The organism is Streptomyces ardesiacus, assembly GCF_003112575.1.
Classification (GTDB): domain Bacteria; phylum Actinomycetota; class Actinomycetes; order Streptomycetales; family Streptomycetaceae; genus Streptomyces; species Streptomyces ardesiacus.
Window position 1 is genome coordinate 453,517 of sequence record NZ_BEWC01000002.1, and the last position, 16,474, is coordinate 469,990.

Sequence of the window (16,474 nt, forward strand, 5' to 3'; positions counted from 1 at the left end):
CATGTCCCCACCGCAAGCGGGCCGGAGCGCCGACGTGCGCCGCGTGCTCGCCGTGATCCCCGCACGCGGCGGCTCCAAGGGAGTGCCCGCGAAGAACCTCGCCCCCGTCGGCGGGGTCCCCCTGGTGGTCCGCGCGGTGCGCGCCTGCCGGGCCGCCCGCCACGTGACGGACGTCGTCGTCTCCACCGACGACCGCGCCATCGCCGCCGCGGCCCGCGAGGCCGGCGCCGAGGTCGTCCTGCGGCCCGCCGCCATCGCCGGGGACACGGCCACCTCCGAGGCCGCCGTCCTGCACGCCATGGACACCCACGAGGCCCTGCACGGCACCGCCGTCGACGTGGTGCTGCTGGTCCAGTGCACCAGCCCCTTCCTGGACCGCGAGGACATCGACAAGGTGGCCGGCGCGGTCGCCGAGGACGGCGCGGACACCGCCGTCACCGTCGCCCCCTTCCACGGCTTCGTCTGGCGGGACGGCGACGCCCCGGCCGACGGCGGCCACGGCGTCAACCACGACAAGGCGTACCGGCCCCGCCGCCAGGACCGTCCCCAGGACCTGCTGGAGACCGGCGCCGCCTACGCCATGGCCGCCCCCGGCTTCCGCGAGCACCGGCACCGGTTCTTCGGCCGCACCGAACTGGTCCGCACCGACCCGGCGCGCGTCCTGGAGATCGACGACCCGCACGACCTGGCCCGCGCCCGCGCCCTGGCCCCGCTCCTCGACGCGGCCCGGCCCGGCGCCCTGCCGACCGCCGACGACGTCGACGCCGTCGTCCTCGACTTCGACGGCACCCAGACCGACGACCGGGTGCTGATCGACTCCGACGGACGGGAGTTCGTCTCCGTGCACCGCGGCGACGGGCTCGGCATCGCCGCCCTGCGCCGCAGCGGCCTCGCGATGCTGATCCTGTCCACGGAGGTGAACCCGGTCGTCGCCGCCCGCGCGCGCAAGCTCCGGCTGCCCGTGCTGCACGGCATCGACCGCAAGGACCTCGCCCTCAAGCAGTGGTGCGAGGAACAGGGCATCGCGCCCGAGCGCGTCCTCTACGTCGGCAACGACGTCAACGACCTCCCGTGCTTCGCCCTCGTCGGCTGGCCCGTGGCGGTCGCCGGCGCCCACGACGCCGTACGCGGCGCGGCCCGCGCGGTCACCACCGTCCCCGGCGGCGAAGGCGCCGTACGGGAGATCGCGACCTGGCTCCTGGGCCCGTCGCTCGACGTCCCCTCAGCCCCCGCCCCCACCCCCACCCCGTCCACGTAAGGAACCCCCAGCCATGAGCACCGACTCCCGCATCCGCACCTTCGGCACCCGCGAGGCCGGACCCGGCCGCCCCGTCTACATCACCGGCGAGATCGGCATCAACCACAACGGCGACCTCGAGAACGCCTTCAAGCTGATCGACGTGGCCGCCGAGGCCGGCTGCGACGCCGTCAAGTTCCAGAAGCGCACCCCGGAGATCTGCACCCCGCGCGACCAGTGGGACATCGAGCGGGACACCCCCTGGGGCCGGATGACGTACATCGACTACCGCCACCGCGTGGAGTTCGGCGAGGACGAGTACCGGCAGATCGACGACTACTGCAGGTCCAAGAACATCGACTGGTTCGCCTCCCCGTGGGACACCGAGGCCGTCGCCTTCCTGGAGAAGTTCGACGTCCCCGCCCACAAGGTCGCCTCCGCCTCCCTGACCGACGACGAGCTGCTGCGCGAACTGCGCGCCACGGGCAGGACGGTCATCCTCTCCACCGGCATGTCCACCCCGAAGCAGATCCGCCACGCGGTCGAGGTGCTCGGCAGCGACAACATCCTCATGTGCCACGCCACCTCGACCTACCCGGCGCAGGCCGAGGAGCTGAACCTCCGCGTCATCAACACCCTCCAGCAGGAGTACCCGAACGTCCCGATCGGCTACTCCGGCCACGAGACCGGCCTGCAGACCACGCTCGCGGCCGTCGCGCTCGGCGCGACCTTCGTCGAACGGCACATCACCCTCGACCGCGCCATGTGGGGCTCCGACCAGGCCGCCTCCGTCGAGCCGCAGGGCCTGACCCGCCTGGTGCGCGACATCCGCACCATCGAGGCCTCCCTCGGCGACGGCGTCAAGAAGGTCTACGACTCGGAGCTGGGCCCGATGAAGAAGCTGCGCCGCGTCACCGGCGTCGTCGCCGAGGCGGAGATCGCCGCCGCCGCGGGCGAGCCCGTCTCCGTCTGACCACCGCCCACCGAGTCACTCACGACGGGACGGTCCCCCACCGATGAGCCCCCGCGCCGGGAACGCCGGCCCCCGCACTCTCGCCTTCGTCGAGAGCCCGGTACAACTGCTGAACGTGCTGGAGTGGGCGCACACCCGCGCACCCGGCGCGGAGCTCACCCTCGTGGTCCTCTCGCCCGTCGACCCGATGACCCGCGGCCAGCTGCGCCGCATGGCGGAGCTGGCCCGCCAGGAGGGCCACGAGATCCGCTGGGAGGAGGCACGCGGCGGTGCCACCGCCCCCTTCCGCACGGTCGGCGGCCTGACGGCCCTGCTGCGCCAGGCGGAACGGATCGTGCTGGGCGACCCGTTCTCCCGCTACGTGCAACTGCTCCTCACCATCACCCGCGCCCACGACCTCGTCGTCGTCGACGACGGCACGGCCACCATGGAGTTCGTCACCCAGCTGGCCCACGGCGAACGGCTGGTGCGCTGGCACCGCAAGGGCAGCCGCCCCGGCCCGCGCGACCTGCTCTTCGCCCCCGTCTCCCGCTCCGCCCGCCACCGCCTCACCCCGGCCCCGGACCGGCAGGTCTCGGTCTTCTCCTCGATGCCCATCGAGGACGTCCCCGACGGCGTGACCGTCACGGCGAACGACTTCACCTGGACCAGGGCCCGCTTCGGGCCGCCCCGCATCACCAAGGGCGCCGACATGGTCGGCACCTCCCTGGTGGAGACCGGCGTCGTCGACGCCGACCGCTACGTGGCCGCCGTACGCGGCCTGGCGCACGGACACGGGGCCGCCCGCTACTTCGCCCACCGCCGCGAGAGCGCCGAGAAACTCCACCGGCTGGCCGTGGAGACGGGCCTGCAGATCGTCCGCCCCGACCTCCCCCTGGAGCTGATCGCCCGCCGGGGCCCGATCGGCCGCACCGTCCTCAGCTTCCCCTCCACCGTCGTCCACACCCTCCCGCTGGCCCTCGCCGGCACCGAGGTCCGCGTCGCGGTCTGCGACATCGACCCCGCCTGGCTCACCGCATCGGCCTCACCGAGGGCCGGCGGATTCCTGAACGGCGTCACCCACTCCGCACGCGACGTGCACCGGCTGTCCGCGGTGGCGGGCGCGGGGTAGACGGGCCCGCCACGCGCTCCCGCCGGGCCGGGTCCGAGCCGGCGCGGCAGGTCATGCGGGAGACGGCTCCGGCGTGGCTCGGCCGAGGCGTGGTATGCGTGAGGGGAGCAAGTACACACAGGAGAGACGGAACCGGGTGCCGAGGCCGGAAACGGGTGAGCGTACCCAGCCCCGTCGGGAGCCATGCGCCGAGCGGCCAACTTTCTTCCCCTAACGGGCTGAAATTTTGTTGATCGAGGGGCAGTTGACTACTGCGGCGTCCTACCCTTCAGAGGGTGAACGTGTTGATGTCCCCAGAGTCCGAGGCCGACACTCCCGGTGAAGCCGTGCTGCCCGGCACCTTGCCGGACGCGCTGCGCGCGGAGCTCGTGGCCTTCCGCCGCGACCTCCACATGCACCCCGAGCTGGGCAACCAGGAGTTCCGCACCACCGCCGCGATCAAGGAACGGCTGGAGCGGGCCGGTCTGACACCGCGTGTGCTGCCCATCGGCACCGGGCTCGTCTGCGACATCGGCACCGGCACCGAGTCGGGACAGTGGTCCGGCGGGCCGCGCATGCTCGCTCTGCGGGCCGACATCGACGCCCTGCCCATCCCGGACAGCAAGACCGACTGCGCCTACCGCTCCCAGGTGCCCGACCGCGCCCACGCCTGCGGGCACGACGTGCACACCGCCGTCGTCCTCGGCACCGGCCTCGTCCTCGCGGCCCTGCACGACCAGGGCCTGCTGCCCCGGCCCGTGCGGCTGGTCTTCCAGCCGGCCGAGGAGGTGCTGCCCGGCGGCGCCGCCGACGCCATCGAGGGCGGCGCGCTGGAGGGGGTGCGACGCATCCTCGCCGTGCACTGCGACCCGCGCGTGGACGCCGGGAAGATCGGGCTCAGGGTCGGCCCCATCACCTCCGCCTGCGACCGCATGGAGATCGCCCTGAACGGCCCCGGGGGCCACACCGCCCGCCCCCACCTCACCACCGACCTGGTCACCGCGGCCGCCCGCGTGGTCACGGACGTGCCCGCGCTCGTCGCCCGGCGGGTGGACAGCCGCAGCGGGCTCGCGCTGACCTGGGGACGCATCGAGTCCGGCCATGCGCCGAACGTCATCCCGCAGCACGCCGAACTCGCCGGGACCGTGCGCTGCCTCGACCTCGACGCCTGGCGGCAGGCGCCCGACCTGGTCATGGGCGCCATCGACGAGATCGCCAACCTCTACCGGGCCAAGTCCGAGATCACCTACGTCCGCGGCGTCCCCCCGGTCGTCAACGAGGTCACCAGCACCGAGCTGCTCCAGGCCGCCATGGCCGCCCGGCGCGGCACCGACGCCGTCGAGGGCACCGAGCAGAGCCTCGGGGGCGAGGACTTCTCCTGGTACCTGGAGCACGTGCCCGGCGCCATGGCCCGACTCGGCGTCCGCCCGCCCGGCGAGCGCACGGTCCGCGACCTCCACCAGGGCGACTTCGACGTGGACGAGCACGCCATCACGGTCGGCGTGGAGCTGTTCACCGCGGCGGCGCTCATCGACGCCGTGCAGTAGGGGGTGCGGTAGGCGGTGCAATAGGCGGTGCGGAGGGTGACGCGGCGGTGCGGTGCGGCGGTACGTCCCCCTTCGATCCGGTCGTTAACAGGGGGGTAACCGGCCAGCGGCACGAATGGATAACGGCGCCCCACAACCCCGTTCCCAGGAGTTTCTACGCGCGTTAATGTGCGCCGAACCGAGCGCCCGCTGCGGGGCTTTGGAGAATGGGGAACTTCAGATGCGTCGGATATCGAGACTCACCCGCGTCGCGGTGGGGGTCGCCTCGCTCGCCCTCGCCGCCACGGCCTGCGGCGGCACCAGCAGCGAGGGCGGCGACGGCGGCGGTGACGACAAGGGCCTCGCCATCGCGTACGACGTCGGCGGCAAGGGCGACCAGTCCTTCAACGACGCGGCGTACGCCGGTCTGGAGAAGGCCAAGAAGGAGTTCGGCTACAAGACCGCCGACATCGAGCCCACCGACGGCGAGACCGACGCCGACAAGGAACAGCGCCTGACCTCCCTGGCCAAGCAGGGCTACAACCCCGTGATCGGCGTCGGCTTCGCCTACGGCCCGGCGATGAAGGCGGTCGCCGCCAAGTACCCGGACACCACCTTCGGCATCGTCGACTCCGTGGTCGAGGGCAAGAACGTGGCCTCCCTCGTCTTCGCCGAGAACGAGGCGTCCTACCTGGCCGGAGTCGCCGCCGCCAAGGCCACCAAGACCAAGACGGTCGGTTTCGTGGGCGGTGTGGACGTCCCGCTGATCCACAAGTTCCAGGCCGGCTACGAGCAGGGCGTCAAGGACACCGACCCGAAGGTCAAGGTCGTCTCGCAGTACCTGACGCAGACCGCGGAGGAGGGCGGCTTCGCCAGCCCCGACAAGGGCAAGGCCGCCGCCGAGGGCCAGATAGAGAAGAAGGCCGACGTCGTGTACGCGGCGGCCGGTCTCTCCGGCCAGGGCGTGATCGAGGCCGCCGCCAAGGCGAAGATCTGGGCGATCGGCGTCGACTCCGACCAGTACAAGCAGGAGGCCCTCGCGGCCTACAAGGACTCCATCCTGACCTCCGCCCTCAAGGACATCCAGGGCGCGGTCTTCGCGCTGGCCAAGTCCGTCGAGGACGACAAGCCGCTCACCGGCACCCACACCTTCGACCTGAAGTCCGACGGCGTGGGCCTGTCCGACAGCAACCCCGCCTTCGCCGGGATCGCGGGTGCCGAGGAGGCCGTGGAGAAGGCCAAGACGGGCATCGTCGACGGCTCCATCAAGGTCGCCGCCGAGTAGCCGCCGCCGCGGCACGCAACCCGACGAAGCGGACGGGCGCCCCCGGGCACCCGTCCGCTTCGTCGGGTCGCGGCTCCCCGGGGTCCGACGCGTCCCCGCGCACCGCCTCCCGGTCCGTTCCGGCGTCACCCTCCGCCACCCTCCGTTCGCTTCCGGCAAGCCCCGCACCCCCGTTCGCCTCGCCTTGCTCACGGGCGGATAACAAGGTGGACAGAAGGGGTTTTCAGGCAGGTCTACGCGCGTTAATCTGCGGCGAAAGCCAGCGCCGCAGCCGAACCGTCCCCGGCGCTTGTACGACAGGAGCACCAGACATGCGCCGGATTTCCCGGATCACGGTCGCAGGCGCAGCGACCGCCTCCCTGGCCCTCGCCCTCGCCGCCTGCGGTGGCACCTCGACCGACTCCGGCTCGGAGTCCAAGGGTGACAAGGGCCTCGCCATCGCGTACGACGTCGGCGGCAAGGGCGACCAGTCCTTCAACGACGCGGCGTACGCCGGTCTGGAGCAGGCCAAGAAGGAGTTCGGCTACGACACGGCCGACGTCGAGCCCACCGACGGCGAGACCGACGCCGACAAGGAGCAGCGCCTGACCTCCCTGGCCAAGCAGGGCTACAACCCGGTCGTCGGCGTCGGCTACGCGTACGCCGCCGCCATGAAGAAGGTGGCGGAGAAGTACCCGGACACCACCTTCGGCATCGTCGACGACGCCACGATCGAGGCGAAGAACGTCGCGGACCTGGTCTTCAACGAGCAGGAGGCGTCCTACCTGGCCGGTGTCGCCGCCGCCAAGAGCACCAAGACCAAGACGGTCGGTTTCGTGGGCGGTGTGGACGTCCCGCTGATCCACAAGTTCCAGGCCGGCTACGAGCAGGGCGTCAAGGACACCGACCCGAAGGTCAAGGTCGTCTCGCAGTACCTGACGCAGACCGCGGAGGAGGGCGGCTTCGCCAGCCCCGACAAGGGCAAGACCGCCGCCGAGGGCCAGATAGAGAAGAAGGCCGACGTCGTCTACGCGGCGGCCGGTCTCTCCGGCCAGGGCGTGATCGAGGCCGCCGCCGCCAACAAGATCTGGGCGATCGGCGTCGACTCCGACCAGTACAAGCAGGAAGCCCTCGCCAAGTACAAGGACTCCATCCTCACTTCGGCCACCAAGGACGTCGCCAAGGCCGTGTACAGCCTCGCGAAGTCGGTCGAGGACGGCAAGCCGGAGACCGGTATCGTTCGGGGCGATCTGAAGTCCGGCGAGGTCGGTCTCTCGGACTCCAACCCGAAGTTCGCGGACGACGCCGAGCTCCAGGCAGCCATCAAGTCGGCCAAGGAGAAGATCATCAGCGGCGAGATCAAGGTCAAGGACACCCCCTGACACCCGCACCACCTCGCACTGCGTGCAACCGCGCCGGCCCAGCCGCTCGGCGGGGTACGGGGAGAGCGCCCTCCGGGGCGTGTCTCCCCGTACCCCGTCGTGTCGATGTGCCGCCGCCGCTTTGAGATGCCGTAGGGGCGCTACGCGCGTAGACGGCCCCCGTCCCCAGGAGAGTGCGCCATCAACGCGTCCAGCAGCCCTCCGGCCGGAGCGGCGGTCAACGAACCGGTGACCGCCGTCGAACTCGCCGGGATCACCAAGCGCTTCCCCGGCGTCGTGGCCAACCACGACATCCACCTCACCGTCCGCAAGGGCACCGTCCACGCCCTCGTCGGCGAGAACGGCGCCGGCAAGTCGACGCTGATGAAGATCCTCTACGGCATGCAGAAGCCGGACGAGGGCACCATCGCGATCGACGGCGAGCAGGTCTCCTTCTCCTCGCCCGCCGACGCCATCGCCCGCGGCATAGGCATGGTCCACCAGCACTTCATGCTCGCCGACAACCTCACGGTCCTCGAGAACGTGGTCCTCGGCAGCGAGAAGCTCCACGGCATCGGCTCCAGGGCCCGCCGGAAGATCAAGGAGATCTCCGAGCGCTACGGCCTCGGCGTGCGCCCCGACGTCCTGGTCGAGGAGCTCGGCGTCGCCGCCCGCCAGCGCGTGGAGATCCTCAAGGTCCTCTACCGCGGCGCCCGCACGCTGATCCTCGACGAGCCCACGGCCGTCCTGGTGCCGCAGGAGGTGGACGCCCTCTTCGACAACCTGCGCGAGCTGAAGGCCGAGGGCCTCTCCGTCATCTTCATCTCCCACAAGCTGGGCGAGGTCCTCTCGGTCGCCGACGACATCACCGTCATCCGCCGCGGCACCACCGTCGGCACGGCCGTCCCCGCCGAGACCACGCCCCGTCAGCTCGCCGAGCTGATGGTGGGCAGCGAGCTGCCGACGCCGGAGACGGCGGAGTCCACGGTCACCGACCGCGCGGTCCTCACCGTCGAGGCGCTGCGGCTGTCCGCGCCGGGCGGCAAGGCCCTGCTCGACGACATCTCCTTCACCATCCACGCCGGTGAGGTCCTCGGCATCGCCGGTGTCGAGGGCAACGGGCAGACCGAGCTGGTCGACGCGCTCATCGGCCTGCGCCACGCCGACTCCGGCACCATCCGCTTCCTCGACCAGGACATCACCGCGCTGCCCACCCGCAAGCGCCGCGAGCAGGGCGTCGGCTACATCCCCGAGGACCGCCACCGCCACGGGCTGCTCCTGGAGGCCCCCCTCTGGGAGAACCGCATCCTCGGCCACGTCACCGAGAAGCCCAACAGCAAGGGCGTCTGGCTGGACCTGAAGAACGCCCAGCAGGACACCCGCCGCATCGTCGAGACGTACGACGTCCGCACCCCCGGCATCGACGTCACCGCCGCCTCCCTGTCCGGCGGCAACCAGCAGAAGCTGATCGTCGGCCGCGAGATGAGCCACCACCCGCGCTTCCTCATCGCCGCCCACCCCACGCGCGGCGTGGACGTCGGCGCGCAGGCCGCGATCTGGGACCACATCCGCGAGGCCCGCCGCGAGGGCCTGGCCGTGCTGCTGATATCCGCGGACCTGGACGAGCTGATCGGCCTGTCCGACACCCTCCGCGTGATCTACGACGGCAAGCTGGTCGCGGACGCCGACCCGGCCACCATCACCCCCGAGGCTCTCGGCTCGGCGATGACCGGCGCCGCATCCGGCCACCTGGAAGACGAAGAGATCCCCGAGACCCCGGCCGGCGCGACCGACTCCCCGAAGTCCGCGGCGTCCCCCGAGTCTTTGGAAGACGAGGCCCGCTGATGAAGAAGTTCGACAAGGAGCGCGTGCTCCTCGCGGTGGCCGGACCGGTCATCGCGCTCGCCGTGGCCTTCGTGCTCAGCGCGATCGTCCTGGTCGCGTCGGGCAAGAGCCCGGTCGAACCGTTCGCCCTGATGTTCGAGCAGGCCGGTTTCTCGGACATCCAGGTCCTGATCGTCAACCAGGCGTCGATGTACTACATCGCGGCCCTCGCGGTGGCCATCGGCTTCCGGATGAACCTGTTCAACATCGGCGTGGACGGCCAGTACCAGCTCGCCGCCATGACGGCCGCGATCGTCGGCGCCCACGCCGACCTGCCGGCCGCCCTCCAGGTCCCGCTGCTGCTGCTGACCGCCGTCCTCACCGGCGCGTTCTGGTCCGGCATCGCCGGCGTCCTGAAGATCACCCGCGGTGTCAGCGAAGTCGTCGCGACGATCATGCTCAACTCCATCGCCACCGCCGTCATCGGCTACCTCTGGCTGCCCGACGTCTTCGGCGTCAAGATCGGCAACAACAACACCACCGGCGAGATGCACGAGTCCGGCTGGATCCCCGGCATCGACATGGGCGCCTCCGGCGAGATCTACGGCCTGGTGATCCTCGCCGTCCTCCTCGGCATCGGCTACTGGCTCGTCCTCAACCGCACCCGCTTCGGCTTCGACCTGCGCGCCTCCGGCGCCTCCGAGTCCGCCGCCGCGGCCAGCGGTGTCGACCCCAAGCGCATGGTGCTCACCGCGATGCTGATCTCCGGCGGCCTCGCCGGTCTCGCGGGCCTGCCCATCCTGATGGGCGACACGCACACCTACAGCCTCAACTTCCCCACCGGCATCGGCTTCCTCGGCATCGGCATCGCCCTGCTCGGCCGCAACAGCCCGGTCGGCATCGCCTTCGCCGCCCTGCTGTGGGCCTGGCTCGACAAGGCCTCGCCCGAGCTGGACTTCCACGGCTACGACAAGGAGATCGCGGTCATCATGCAGGGCCTGATCGTCCTCTCGGTCGTCGTCTCCTACGAGGCCGTCCGTGAGTGGGGCCTGCGCCGCCAGCAGCGCCGGGTCGGCGCGGAGCTGGCCGCCGGCCACGTCCTCGGCGCCACCGACAACTCGAAGAAGGAGGTGGCCGGCCGATGACCGCTCCGACCACAGCGACCGACGTCAACCAGCCCTCGCTGCAGCCCACGGCGCCGACCGGTCGCCGCATGTCGCTGCCCGTGCTGATGCTGGTCATCGCCGGAGCCCTGGCGCTGACCTCGATCGTCCGCCTCATCACCGGCGCCAACGGCATCACCAACGTCAGCCAGATGTCCACCGCGCTCCAGCTCGCCGTACCGATCGGCCTCGCCGGTCTGGGCGGTCTGTGGGCCGAGCGCGCGGGCGTCGTCAACATCGGCCTCGAGGGCATGATGATCCTCGGCACCTGGTTCGGTGCCTGGGCCGGCTTCCAGTGGGGTCCGTGGACCGGCGTCCTCGTCGGCATCGTCGGCGGCTGCCTGGGCGGCCTGCTGCACGCCATCGTGACGATCACCTTCAACGTCAACCACATCGTCTCCGGCGTGGCCATCAACATCCTCGCCCTCGGCGCCACCCGCTACCTCGCCCCGCTCGCCTTCGAGGGCCACCAGGGCGGCTCGGCCAAGCAGTCCCCGCCCGTCGACTCCCTCGGGCACTTCTCGATCCCGGGGCTGTCGGACTGGCTGGAGAGCCTCAACAACCAGCACTGGTTCTTCGTCTCGGACATCGCCGGCCTGCTCGGCGGCCTGGTCACGAACGTCTCCTGGCTGACCCTGCTCGCGGTCGCGCTGATCCCCGCCACCTGGTGGATCCTGTGGCGCACCCCGTTCGGCCTGCGTCTGCGCTCCTGCGGCGAGAATCCCATCGCGGCCGAGTCCCTCGGCGTCAACGTCTACAAGTACAAGTACCTCGCCGTGATCATCTCCGGCGGTCTGGCCGGCCTCGGCGGCGTCTTCCTCTCCATCGTGGCCAACCCCTTCTACCTGGAGGGCCAGACCAGCGGCCGCGGCTACATCGGCCTCGCCGCGATGATCTTCGGCAACTGGATGCCGGGCGGCCTCGCCATCGGCGCCGGTCTCTTCGGCTACACCGACAGCCTCAACCTGCGCGGCGGCTCCGCCAACGTGCACGCCCTGCTGCTGCTCGGCGCGCTGCTGCTCCTCGTCGGCGCCATCTGGCTGGCGGTCCGCAAGAAGTACGTCAAGGCCGCGATCACCTTCGTCGTCGGCGCCCTGGTCTTCGCCTGGTACGCCGGCACCAACGAGGTCCCCAACCAGGTCGTCTCCGCCACGCCGTACGTCGTCACGCTCGTCGTCCTCGCCCTGTCCGCGCAACGGCTGCGGATGCCCAAGGCGGACGGCATGCAGTACCGCAAGGGCCAGGGCAAGTGACCGGGCCCGACTGGGAGGCGCTGCGCACGGCGGCCCGGGACGCCATGTCCCGGGCGTACGCCCCCTACTCCGGGTACGCCGTGGGCGCGGCCGCGCTGGTCGACGACGGCCGGACCGTCACCGGCTGCAACGTGGAGAACGCCAGCTACGGCGTCGGCCTGTGCGCCGAGTGCGGGCTGGTCTCCCAGCTGCAGCTGACCGGCGGGGGCCGGCTGACGCACTTCGTCTGCGTGGACGGCCAGGGCGAGGTACTCGTCCCGTGCGGCCGCTGCCGGCAGTTGCTGTTCGAGTTCGGCGGCCCGGAGCTGCTGCTGGAGACCCCGGAGGGGATCCTGCCGCTGTCCCGGATGCTCCCGCAGGCCTTCGGCCCCGACCACCTCACCAAGTAGTAACTCTCGTAAGGACAGCCCGACATGGCCATGGACGTCATCTCCGTCATCCGCACCAAGCGGGACCGCGGCGCACTCAGCGGGGAGCAGATCGACTGGGTCGTCGACGCGTACACGCGCGGCGAGGTGGCCGACGAGCAGATGTCCTCGCTCGCGATGGCGATCCTGCTCAACGGCATGAACCGCGGCGAGATCGCCCGCTGGACGGCCGCGATGATCGCCTCGGGCGAGCGCATGGACTTCTCGTCCCTGTCCCGCCCGACCGCCGACAAGCACTCCACGGGCGGCGTCGGCGACAAGATCACGCTGCCGCTGGCCCCCCTGGTGGCGGCCTGCGGCGCGGCCGTCCCGCAGCTCTCCGGCCGCGGCCTCGGCCACACCGGGGGCACGCTCGACAAGCTGGAGTCGATCCCCGGCTGGCGCGCCCTGCTCTCCAACGAGGAGATGCTGAACGTCCTGGAGGGGGTGGGCGCGGTGATCTGCGCGGCCGGTGACGGCCTGGCCCCCGCCGACAAGAAGCTCTACGCCCTCCGGGACGTCACCGGCACGGTCGAGGCGATCCCGCTGATCGCCTCCTCCATCATGTCCAAGAAGATCGCCGAGGGGACCGGCTCCCTGGTCCTGGACGTGAAGGTGGGCTCCGGCGCCTTCATGAAGACGATCGAGGACGCCCGCGAACTGGCCTCCACGATGGTCGGCCTCGGCACCGACCACGGCGTGAGGACGGTCGCGCTCCTCACCGACATGGCCACCCCGCTCGGCCTGACCGCGGGCAACGCCCTGGAGGTCCGCGAGTCGGTCGAGGTCCTGGCCGGCGGCGGCCCCGCCGACGTGGTCGAGCTGACCCTCGCCCTGGCCCGCGAGATGCTCGACGCGGCCGGCCTGAAGGACGCCGACCCGGCCAAGGCGCTGGCCGACGGCTCCGCGATGGACGTCTGGCGCCGCATGATCAGCGCCCAGGGCGGCGACCCGGACGCGCCCCTGCCCACGTCGAAGGAGCAGCACGTCGTCAAGGCCGCTTCCTCGGGCGTCCTGACCCGCCTCGACGCCTACGACGTCGGCGTCGCCGCCTGGCGCCTGGGCGCGGGCCGCGCCCGCAAGGAGGACCCGGTGCAGGCCGCCGCGGGCGTCGAACTGCACGCCAAGCCCGGCGACACGGTCAGCGAGGGCCAGCCCCTCCTCACCCTCCACACGGACACCCCGGACCGCTTCGCGTACGCGCTCGCGGCGGTGGAGGGCGCGTACGACGTGGCTCCGGCGGGCACGGCCTTCACCGCCTCGCCGGTGGTGCGGGAGCGTATCGCCTGACCTGCGGTTTCATCTTTCGGGTGAACGGGATCGGAGACCAGTGCCGGTCCCGTTCGGCATGCTGGGATCGGTGACGCACCGATAGGAGAACTCGCCATGGGCGCACTCACCGTGAGCCAGGAGCCCGACCAGAACTGGGACGACCTCGTCCGGTTCTGGGAGGAGATGGATTGGCCCGAGGGCAGCAAGGTGGGGATCATCGAGGGGATCATCACCGTGTCACCGGCTCCGGGACTGCCTCACAATGTGATCGCCGCACGCATTCAGCGACGTTTTACCCGGTGATCCCGGAGGACCGGGAGATCTTTCAGACACTGGCGATCGCCGTTCCGTCCCGCCTCGGGATGCTCTTCCCGGATCTCGTGGTGACGCGGTTGCCGGACCGTACGGAGTCCGACGCCCACATTCCCGCCGCGCTCGCGGAACTGGTCGTCGAGGTCACCTCCAAGTCCAACGCCCGGCACGACCGCGTCAGCAAGCCCGCCGCCTACGCCACCGCGGGGATCCCCCTCCACCTCCTCGTCGACCGCTGGGCACCCGGCGGCCCCACCGCGACGCTGTACGGCGAACCGAAGGGTGACGTCTACCGGGTGCTGGGCGCCGCGAAGTTCGGCGACCCCCTCACCCTCCCCGCACCCTTCGACCTGACCATCGACACCAGCGAGTTCCCCGAGGCCTGACTCAGCCGAGGACCGTCGCCACCCCCACCAGCACCGGCACGGACACCACCGTCGAGACCAGGATCGCGTCGCGGGCCAGGCGTTCGCCGACCCCGTAGGTCGACGCGTACGTGTACAGGTTCTGCGCCGCCGGCAGCGCCGACGTCACCACCACGTCGAGCAGTTGGGCACCCCGCAGACCGAAGACCCCCGATGCCAGCGCCCAGGCCACCGCCGGCTGGCCCACCGCCTTCAGGGCGACCGCGAGCAGCACGGGCCGCCGTTCCACGCCCCGCAGCGGCATCGTGGAGCCGCACAGCCCGATGCCGAAGGCCAGCAGCACCGCCGGGACCGACATGTTGCCGATCAGGGTGATCGGGTCCATGACCGCGCCCGGAACCTCGAAGCCGCTCGCGGCGACCGCGACCCCGGCGAGCGAACCCAGCGCGATCGGGTTGCGCAGCGGCGTCAGCACCCGCCGCCACAGGGAGCCCTGCGCACCCCCGCGCGACAGGTCCAGGATCGTCACCGCCACCGGCGTCACCAGCACCAGCTGGAACAGCAGCACCGGTGCCACCAGCGAGGCGTCGCCCAGCACGTACACGGCGATCGGGATGCCGAGGTTGCCGGAGTTGACGTAGCCGGAGCAGAGCGCGCCGATCGTCGTACGGCCCACGCCCCAGCCGCGTACGACGCCCACCGCCACGAACGCACCGGCCACCGCCAGCGTGGACAGGGCCGTCACCAGGAGCCGGGCGGAGAAGACCACCGACAGGTCGGCCGTCGCGAGGGTCGTGAACAGCAGGGCCGGTGACGCCACGTGGAAGGCGAGCTTGGTCAGCACCTCGCGGCCCTGGGGCCCGAGGTGGCCGCGCAGGCCGAGCACATAGCCGACGCCGATGACGACCGCGATGACCGCGAACCCGGTCAGCACCCCCTGCACGGCGCCCCCTCTCGCGCGAAGGGGCGCAGGCCGGGCGGCGCGGCGGAGACGGGACCAGGTATGTGGGGCATACAGCGAACCCTCTGCTGGAGGGCCCGCGCAGGTCAATGTGATCCCCGGCGGCCCCGGCACCGATGAGTTCCGCCGGCCCGCCGGGTCTACCGCACGTGGACGCCGTGACACCCGCCGTGCTCGTGCTGCCGGGGCCCGTCTCCCGAGGGGAGACGGGCCGGTTCTGCAACGAGGTGCGCGCGCTGCTGGAAACCACCCGGGCCGGGGTGGTCGTCTGCGACGTCGGCGGACTGGGCCCGCCCGGGCTCGCAGTCGTCGACCTGCTGGCCCGGCTGGAACTCACCGCCCGCCGGGCCGGGGGCCGGATCAGGCTGCGCGACCCCGACCCGGCCCTGCACGCCCTACTGGACCTCGTCGGCCTCCGCTTCGAGACGGAGCGGCAGGTCGAACAGCGGGAACCACCGCTTGGTGTCGAGGAAGCAGTGGAACCCGGTGATGCGGCCGTCTGAGATCTCCAGCACCTGGACCGCCCACGGCGCGAAGCCGCCCGCCTCCGGGTCCGGCTTGTAGTGCGCGAAGGCCGGCAGCCCGTTGGCCTCCACCCGCACCAGCCGGGAGCCCGCGCACGCGGCGCCGAGCGTGGTCATGAAGCCGGTGATGTCCGCCGGACCGGCCAGCCACAGGTCGAACGGCGGCATCGTCATGACCGCGTCCTCGTGCAGCAGCGCCGTCAGCGCCGTCATGTCGTACCCCTCGAAGGCCGCGACGTAGCGCTCCAGGAGCTTTTGCTGCTCCTCGTCCAGCGGGTCCGAGACCGCCGCGTCGGCCCCCCGGTCCGCCCGCTCGGCGAGGGTGGCGCGGGCACGCTGCAGGGCGCTGTTGACGGAGGCGACCGACGTGCCGAGCAGCTCGGCGACCTCGCTCGCCCTCCACGCCAGCACCTCGCGCAGGATCAGCACCGCCCGCTGCTTGGGCGGCAGCTGCTGCAGGGCGGCCATGAAGGCGAGCCGCACGGACTCCTTGGCGACCGCGGCCTCGGCCGGGTCCGCGGTCTGCGGCAGCACGCGCGCGTCCGGCATCGGCTCCAGCCAGGTGTGGTCTGGACGGGGGGACAGGGCGGCCTGGGCGAGCGGCGTCGACTCCGTCAGGTCCATCGGACGCGCCCGCTTGTTGCCCGCGCTCAGCATGTCCAGGCAGACGTTGGTCGCGATGCGGTACAGCCACGAGCGCAGGCTGGAGCGGCCCTCGAACTTGTCGTAGCTCCGCCAGGCACGCACCAGGGTGTCCTGCACCGCGTCCTCGGCCTCGAAGGAGGAGCCGAGCATCCGGTAGCAGTACCCCGTCAGCTCGGGCCGGTGCTTCTCCAGCACGGAATCCAGCTCCGTGGTCACGGTGCCGTTGGTCATCGTCCACCCACCCCTGTGGCGTCCCGTCGTGCGCGTCTTCGCGCCTCGCACTCCGGAAGCTACCGC

At 71.5% G+C, this 16,474-nt stretch carries 14 protein-coding genes and 1 pseudogene; 13 read left to right on the forward strand and 2 right to left on the reverse strand.

From position 1 onward, the window contains the following. The first annotated feature begins 1 nt into the window (after position 1). The 12 genes and pseudogenes from Sdi02f_RS09100 (at position 2) to Sdi02f_RS09155 (ending at position 14,068) form a co-directional block, all read left to right on the forward strand. Complete coding sequence (locus Sdi02f_RS09100) at positions 2-1,258, forward strand: acylneuraminate cytidylyltransferase (RefSeq protein ID WP_031086884.1); 1,257 nt, start codon at positions 2-4, stop codon at positions 1,256-1,258. A gap of 13 nt (positions 1,259-1,271) precedes the next feature. Next, on the forward strand, positions 1,272-2,210 hold the full coding sequence (locus Sdi02f_RS09105) for an N-acetylneuraminate synthase family protein (protein ID WP_030400370.1): 939 nt from the start codon (positions 1,272-1,274) through the stop codon (positions 2,208-2,210). Between the two features lie 43 nt (positions 2,211-2,253). After that, on the forward strand, positions 2,254-3,321 hold the full coding sequence (locus tag Sdi02f_RS09110) for a hypothetical protein (RefSeq protein ID WP_030400371.1): 1,068 nt from the start codon (positions 2,254-2,256) through the stop codon (positions 3,319-3,321). Between the two features lie 287 nt (positions 3,322-3,608). Beyond that, entirely contained in the window at positions 3,609-4,847 is a 1,239-nt protein-coding gene (locus Sdi02f_RS09115) for a M20 family metallopeptidase (RefSeq protein WP_030400372.1), read from the forward strand. Positions 4,848-5,067: 220 nt separating this feature from the next. Then, positions 5,068-6,111, forward strand: a complete 1,044-nt coding sequence (locus tag Sdi02f_RS09120; RefSeq protein ID WP_055467432.1) for a BMP family lipoprotein — start codon at positions 5,068-5,070, stop codon at positions 6,109-6,111. Positions 6,112-6,422: 311 nt separating this feature from the next. Beyond that, a complete protein-coding gene (locus tag Sdi02f_RS09125) occupies positions 6,423-7,472 on the forward strand; it encodes a BMP family lipoprotein (RefSeq protein WP_108933061.1) in 1,050 nt (349 codons plus the stop codon). 228 nt (positions 7,473-7,700) lie between these two features. Continuing rightward, positions 7,701-9,296, forward strand: a complete 1,596-nt coding sequence (locus tag Sdi02f_RS09130) for an ABC transporter ATP-binding protein (protein ID WP_030400373.1) — start codon at positions 7,701-7,703, stop codon at positions 9,294-9,296. Continuing rightward, complete coding sequence (locus Sdi02f_RS09135; RefSeq protein WP_030400374.1) at positions 9,296-10,420, forward strand: ABC transporter permease; 1,125 nt, start codon at positions 9,296-9,298, stop codon at positions 10,418-10,420. Before Sdi02f_RS09130 ends, Sdi02f_RS09135 begins: the two co-directional genes overlap by 1 nt. Next, entirely contained in the window at positions 10,417-11,691 is a 1,275-nt protein-coding gene (locus Sdi02f_RS09140; RefSeq protein ID WP_108933062.1) for an ABC transporter permease, read from the forward strand. Before Sdi02f_RS09135 ends, Sdi02f_RS09140 begins: the two co-directional genes overlap by 4 nt. After that, positions 11,688-12,080 carry a cytidine deaminase gene (locus Sdi02f_RS09145; protein ID WP_030400376.1) on the forward strand — a complete coding sequence of 131 codons (393 nt, stop codon included), beginning with the start codon at positions 11,688-11,690 and terminating at the stop codon, positions 12,078-12,080. The genes Sdi02f_RS09140 and Sdi02f_RS09145 overlap by 4 nt, the downstream gene beginning before the upstream one ends. A gap of 30 nt (positions 12,081-12,110) precedes the next feature. Continuing rightward, positions 12,111-13,388 (forward strand): thymidine phosphorylase, encoded by a 1,278-nt coding sequence (locus Sdi02f_RS09150; RefSeq protein WP_174843337.1) that lies wholly within the window; start codon positions 12,111-12,113, stop codon positions 13,386-13,388. A 96-nt stretch (positions 13,389-13,484) separates the two neighbouring features. Further along, positions 13,485-14,068 (forward strand): annotated as a pseudogene (locus tag Sdi02f_RS09155) (Uma2 family endonuclease). A 1-nt stretch (position 14,069) separates the two neighbouring features. Here Sdi02f_RS09155 and Sdi02f_RS09160 read toward each other — a convergent pair. Next, positions 14,070-14,990: an AEC family transporter gene (locus tag Sdi02f_RS09160; RefSeq protein WP_030400379.1), complete on the reverse strand. Its 921-nt coding sequence runs from the start codon at positions 14,988-14,990 to the stop codon at positions 14,070-14,072. Positions 14,991-15,124: 134 nt separating this feature from the next. Between Sdi02f_RS09160 and Sdi02f_RS09165 the strand changes: the two genes are divergently transcribed. Continuing rightward, the gene (locus Sdi02f_RS09165; protein ID WP_078869318.1) at positions 15,125-15,511 is read left to right on the forward strand and encodes an STAS domain-containing protein; all 387 of its coding nucleotides are present in this window, start codon (positions 15,125-15,127) and stop codon (positions 15,509-15,511) included. Here the strand turns inward: Sdi02f_RS09165 and Sdi02f_RS09170 are convergent. Further along, the gene (locus tag Sdi02f_RS09170) at positions 15,404-16,408 is read right to left on the reverse strand and encodes a sigma-70 family RNA polymerase sigma factor (RefSeq protein ID WP_108933063.1); all 1,005 of its coding nucleotides are present in this window, start codon (positions 16,406-16,408) and stop codon (positions 15,404-15,406) included. The two genes, Sdi02f_RS09165 and Sdi02f_RS09170, sit on opposite strands and share 108 nt — an antisense overlap. Positions 16,409-16,474 lie beyond the last annotated feature (66 nt).